General features: G+C 69.3%; 7 protein-coding genes. 1 reads left to right on the top strand and 6 read right to left on the bottom strand.

The genetic code is table 11. The features are described from left to right. From MBTS_RS21185 to ygfZ, 6 genes are all read right to left on the bottom strand, one after another. The coding region (locus MBTS_RS21185) for a 1-deoxy-D-xylulose-5-phosphate synthase N-terminal domain-containing protein (protein ID WP_342357242.1) at nucleotides 1-989 on the bottom strand (989 nt) is incomplete at its 3' end. A 97-nt stretch (nucleotides 990-1,086) separates the two neighbouring features. Beyond that, complete coding sequence (locus MBTS_RS21180) at nucleotides 1,087-1,371, bottom strand: exodeoxyribonuclease VII small subunit (protein ID WP_056149260.1); 285 nt, start codon at nucleotides 1,369-1,371, stop codon at nucleotides 1,087-1,089. A gap of 160 nt (nucleotides 1,372-1,531) precedes the next feature. Beyond that, a complete protein-coding gene (locus MBTS_RS21175; protein ID WP_192216413.1) occupies nucleotides 1,532-2,044 on the bottom strand; it encodes a tyrosine phosphatase family protein in 513 nt (170 codons plus the stop codon). After that, nucleotides 2,044-2,640, bottom strand: a complete 597-nt coding sequence (locus tag MBTS_RS21170) for an HD domain-containing protein (protein WP_147833541.1) — start codon at nucleotides 2,638-2,640, stop codon at nucleotides 2,044-2,046. The genes MBTS_RS21175 and MBTS_RS21170 overlap by 1 nt, the downstream gene beginning before the upstream one ends. Further along, nucleotides 2,637-3,257, bottom strand: coding sequence for a DNA-3-methyladenine glycosylase I (locus tag MBTS_RS21165; protein ID WP_192216412.1), 621 nt, complete (start codon nucleotides 3,255-3,257; stop codon nucleotides 2,637-2,639). The genes MBTS_RS21170 and MBTS_RS21165 overlap by 4 nt, the downstream gene beginning before the upstream one ends. A gap of 258 nt (nucleotides 3,258-3,515) precedes the next feature. Continuing rightward, nucleotides 3,516-4,367 carry a CAF17-like 4Fe-4S cluster assembly/insertion protein YgfZ gene (gene ygfZ / locus MBTS_RS21160; protein ID WP_192216411.1) on the bottom strand — a complete coding sequence of 284 codons (852 nt, stop codon included), beginning with the start codon at nucleotides 4,365-4,367 and terminating at the stop codon, nucleotides 3,516-3,518. Nucleotides 4,368-4,522: 155 nt separating this feature from the next. Between ygfZ and MBTS_RS21155 the strand changes: the two genes are divergently transcribed. Next, the coding region (locus MBTS_RS21155; RefSeq protein ID WP_192216410.1) for an amidohydrolase family protein at nucleotides 4,523-5,161 on the top strand (639 nt) is incomplete at its 3' end.

Genomic DNA, 5,161 nt, shown 5'->3' with positions numbered 1-5,161 from the left:
GCGTTCGGCTTGGCCTTGGCCTGGACGCCCGACAGCACGTCGAACTTCACCACCCCGTGGTAGCGGTCGGCCGACGCCTCGGCCGGGGCATAGCCCTTGCCCTTCTGGGTCACCACGTGGAGCAGGATCGGCCCCTGGTCCGAATCGCGCACGTTCTTCAGGATCGGCAGCAGGTGGTCGAGGTTATGGCCATCGACCGGGCCGACATAATGGAAGCCCATCTCCTCGAACATCGTGCCGCCGCCCACCACCAGGGAGCGGGCGTACTCTTCCGCCGCCGCCGCGCGCTGGTAGATCGCCTTCGGCAAGAGCTTGCCGAGCTGCTTGGCGGTCTCGCGCAGGCCGCGATAGGTCCCGCCCGAGGCGAGCCTGGCGAAATAGGCCGACATCGCCCCCACCGGCGGGGCGATCGACATGTCGTTGTCGTTCAGGATCACGATCAGGCGCGAATGCAGCGCCCCGGCATTGTTCATCGCCTCGTAGGCCATGCCCGCCGACATCGAGCCGTCGCCGATCACCGCGATCATGTTGCGGCGCCTGGGCGCGGGCGCGCCCTTGGCCTTGGCCGACGCCTCGTCGAGGTCGCGCGCCACCGCCATGCCGAGCGCCGCCGAGATCGAGGTGGAGGAATGCGCCGCCCCGAACGGGTCGTAGACGCTCTCCGACCGCTTGGTGAAGCCCGACAGCCCGCCCGGCTGGCGCAGGGTCCGGATCCGGTCGCGCCGCCCCGTGAGGATCTTGTGCGGATAGGCCTGGTGCCCGACATCCCACACGATCCGGTCGTCGGGCGTCTCGAACACGTGATGCAGGGCCACCGTCAGCTCGACCACGCCCAGACCCGACCCGAGGTGACCGCCCGTCACCGAAACCGCGTCGATCATCTCCTGACGCACAGCGTCCGCCACCGCCTGAAGCTGGCTCTCGGGAAGCGCGCGAAGAGCAGACGTCTCGTCAAGCCCGTCGAGGATCGAGGTTTCTATCCGTGACACAGAATCAACCTCACGTCCGGAGGGAAGATAAGCGCGCAACTTGTTGCGGCAGATGAATAATTTTCATGAAACCATGGATCATCGCGACCCCGTGGCTTCAGCCGACATCGAGGGGAGCGACACCCGCCGCGCCCCCGTCGGGCCCGAGCGTGATCGTCTGGATCCGCGCCTCGGCCTTGCGCAACAGACCTTCGCAATGCCGCTTCAAGATCTCGCCGCGCTCGTAGATCGCTACCGATTCGTCGAGGGGCACATCCCCCTTCTCCAGGCGTCGCACGATCTCCTCGAGCTGTTCGAGCGCCTTCTCGAACGGCAGGTCGAGTCCCTCGTCGGACACCTTCGAATCGGTTGTCGCCGCCACGGCGGATCGCGCTGCGGTCATCCCAGGGTACCCCTCATTGTGCCGGTCTAAGCCTGCGGCTGCCTGCCCGACAAGCCCAGGGGGGCGTTGGCTGCTCCATCGGCAAGCACTTCGTCAAGGGTGGCGTCGTTTCGGCCACACTCGATTCATCACAATTATAAGCTGATCGCGGCCTTGGCCCTTACCCCAGCGCGAGCGCGAAGGGATTTCCCTCGAACGCGTCGGCGCCCCGCCCGATCCCCGCGATGGCGGCGGACATCCGTCCTCCGCGCCCAAGCAGACGGTCGGCGATCTCCACGAACAGGGCATTGGGCGTCGCCGAAGGCGATGCGGCGCGCAGGGCACGGGCGATCTCGGCCTCGTCCCGTTCCGGCGCAAGGGCGCAGGCGGCGATGTAGGCCGCCGCCGTGGAGCGGCTGATCCCGGCATAGCAGTGGATCAGCAGCGGCCGGTCCCGGTCCCAGAAGGCAGCGAAATCGAGGATGCGGCGCACATGAACCTCGCCCGGCAGGACATGCCCGTCGAGGGGGGCGACGATGTCGCTGACCTCGACCACGCAATGGCGCCCGTCGGCGATGCCCTCCGGGCGTGCGATGGCGGTGCCGATCTTCATCAGCGTCATCAGGTGGCTCGCCCCGGTGCTCTCCAGAATCCGGGGCAGTTGCGACAGGGGGCAGACGTGGATATCCGACATCAGGAAGCGCTCGTAAGAACCTGAAAACGTGAAAGGAACCTCGATTGAGCCTCGGCGGTCGGCCAGGGCTCGATCAGCGCCTGCGCCTCTGGGGCCGCCGGGTGCAGATGCCCGAAGACCGCGCTGGCCTCGTCCGCCGAAAAGCCGGCGAGGCGGGTGGCTTCGAGATGGGCCGCCATCGCATCGGCGCGCTTGACCAGGCGAACCTCGTCCTCGTCGGGCTCCGGCAGGCCGAAGCGCTGGCGGATCGCCGCCATCAGGCGCAGTTCCACACCCTTGTAGGACGGTCCGATCGCCGCCTTGAACGGCGAGATGATGTCGCCGATCACGTATTCCGGGGCATCGTGCAGCAGGAGTTCGAGGCGCTGCATCCGGGTCCGGCCGGGGGCCAGATCCGCGCCGATGGCCTCCACCAGAAGTGCGTGCTGGGCCACGGAAAAGACGTGCGGCCCGGCGGTCTGGCCGTTCCAGCGAGCGACGCGGGCGAGACCGTGGGCGATGTCGGCGATCTCGATGTCCTGCGGCGAGGGATCGAGGAGGTCGAGGCGCCGGCCCGACAGCATCCGCTGCCAGGCGCGGGGGGCGGTGGCGCTCATCGGCCCGCCCCCATGGCGGCGCAGGGGGCGTGTCGATGGCACCCGGCGAGATGGTCGTTCACCATGCCCACCGCCTGCATGAAGGCATGGACGATGGTGGGGCCGCAGAAGCTGAACCCTTCGCTCTTGAGGGCGCGCGAGATGGCCCGCGAGATCTCCGTCTCGGTGGCGATGCCAGCCCGGTCCGTCGCCCGGCCCTGGATCGGCTGGCCCTCGACGAAGTCCCACAGGAAGCGCGAGAAGCCGGGGCCGCGCTCCTCGATGGCGAGGAAGGCGCGGGCGCCCGCGATGGTCCCGACGATCTTGGCGCGGTTCCGGATGATCCCGGTATCCTGCATCAGGCGCTCGACATCGGCCTGCGTGAACCGCGCGATGGCCTCCGGGTCGAACCCGGCGAACGCCCGGCGGAATCCCTCGCGCCGCCGCAGGATGGTGATCCAGGACAGGCCGGCCTGGAACCCGTCGAGGATCAGTTTTTCGTACAACGCCCGGCCGTCATGCTCGGGCACGCCCCATTCGGTGTCGTGATAGGCGACGTAGACCGGATCGAGCCCGGCCCACCAGCAGCGCGGGCAGCCGTCGGAATGATGGATCAGGCCTGTGGAATCGTGCGGCATGGGATCGAGAATAATCGGAACGGATCAAGAACGCCAGATGGGCCGAGAACGCCCGGAGGCCGGGTCGTCGCCAGGAGCGATCAGGTGCGCATCCCCTCTCCCCGCACGCGGGGAGAGGGCCGCGACGACCCCGTCGTCGGCGCGGCGAGGCGGCAGCCGAAGGTGAGGGGGCTCGGCCCAAGGAGCCTCGTCCGGAATCGCCCCCTCACCGTCGCTCCGGCTTCGCCTCCACTCACCGAGTGTCATTGTCGCTACCGATCACCCGGCCGGCGTCACCTCCGGGAAGGCGAAGGTGGCGAAGGAGGGTTTCTCGACACCGAGGATCGTCGCGCAGGCGCGCACCGGCTCGCCGGCGGCGACCGCATCGGCGAGGCGGTCGAGGCGGAGCATGGCGAGACCGCGGGCGCCCGACACGCTGCCGATCGTGCCGAGCCCGCGCGGTCCGGCGGTCACTTCCGCGCCGGAGGTCACGGCCTCCCCGTCGCGGGAGATCACCGGAACGATGCGGGTGCGCGCGGTGCCGCGATGCTGCATGCGCGACACGACCTCCTGGCCGACATAGCAGCCCTTCCTGAAATCGACGCCGGCGAGCTGGTCCATCAGCGCCTCGTGCGGGAAGGCATCGCCATAGGCGAAGTCGCGTCCGCCCTCGGGGATGCCGAGGGCGATGCGGTGGGCGTGGTAATCCGCCTCGGTGGCATCGGCCGAGAACGCGCCCTCGGCGAAGACGAGGCGCTCGCCCAACGCCGGGAGGCGCCCGTCGCGGAGGCGCTCGGTGGCGGCGGCGGTTTCGGCCCCGCCCCAGGCGGCGGCGAGCCCCAGGGTCGGGTCGACGGCGATCGTCACCTTGGCGCGCAGGCGGTAGAGCGTGAGGCGCTTGGCGAGCGCCGGGGCCTGATCGGCCGGGCAATCCAGGCGGAAGCCGTCGCCGGAGCGCCAGATCAGGAAATCGAACAGGATCTTGCCCTGCGGGGTCAGCAGCCCGCCGAGCCGAGCCTCACCCGGTTCGAGGGTCTCGATATTGCAGGTCACCACGCCCTGGAGAAAACTCGCGGCCTCCTCGCCCGCGATGACGATGACGGCGCGGTCCGGCAGCAGGGCGATCGGCATGGCAACTCCTCGAAGGTCATCCTGCAAAGGCCCCTCCGGCGCGCATCGTGGCGATGCGCCGGCGGGCCTGTCGGCAGGACACGGCGTTGCACGCCGCGCGAGGCTGACATAAGCCGCCGCCACCCGCGTCTCAACGCCGTTCAGGAGCGACCCCGATGGACCAGCCCTTCGATCTCCTCCTCACCGGCGGCAGGATCGTCAATCACGACGGCGAGCACACCGCCGATCTCGGCATTCGAAACGGCCGTATCGCCGCCATCGGCGACCTGTCCCGGGCGGAGGGCGAGCGCCAGGATTGCACCGGCCTGCACCTGCTGCCGGGTGTCATCGACACCCAGGTCCATTTCCGCGAACCGGGCCTCGACCACAAGGAAGACCTCGAATCGGGCTCCCGCGCGGCGGTGATGGGCGGCGTGACCGCCGTGTTCGAGATGCCCAACACCAACCCGCTGACCACCGGCGCCGAGACCCTCGCCGACAAGGTGGCGCGTGGGCACCACCGCATGCATTGCGACTTCGCCTTCTGGGTCGGCGGCACCCACGAGAACGCCCATGAGGTCGCCATCCTCGAGCGCCTGCCGGGTGCTGCGGGGATCAAGGTGTTCGTCGGCTCCTCTACCGGCGCGCTCCTGGTCGAGGACAATGCCGGCGTGACGGAGATCCTGAAGCGCACCCGGCGCCGGGCCGCCTTCCATGCCGAGGACGAGCCCATGCTGCGCGAGCGCAAGGGCCTGCGGGTGCCGGGCGATCCGTCCTCGCACCCAGTCTGGCGCTCGCCCGAGGCCGCGCTGAAG

Source organism: Methylobacterium bullatum, from assembly GCF_014845095.1.
Classification (GTDB): Bacteria; Pseudomonadota; Alphaproteobacteria; order Rhizobiales; family Beijerinckiaceae; genus Methylobacterium; species Methylobacterium bullatum.
Note: the sequence above shows the minus strand (reverse complement) of the source record. Positions and strands in the feature narration are given on the sequence as shown.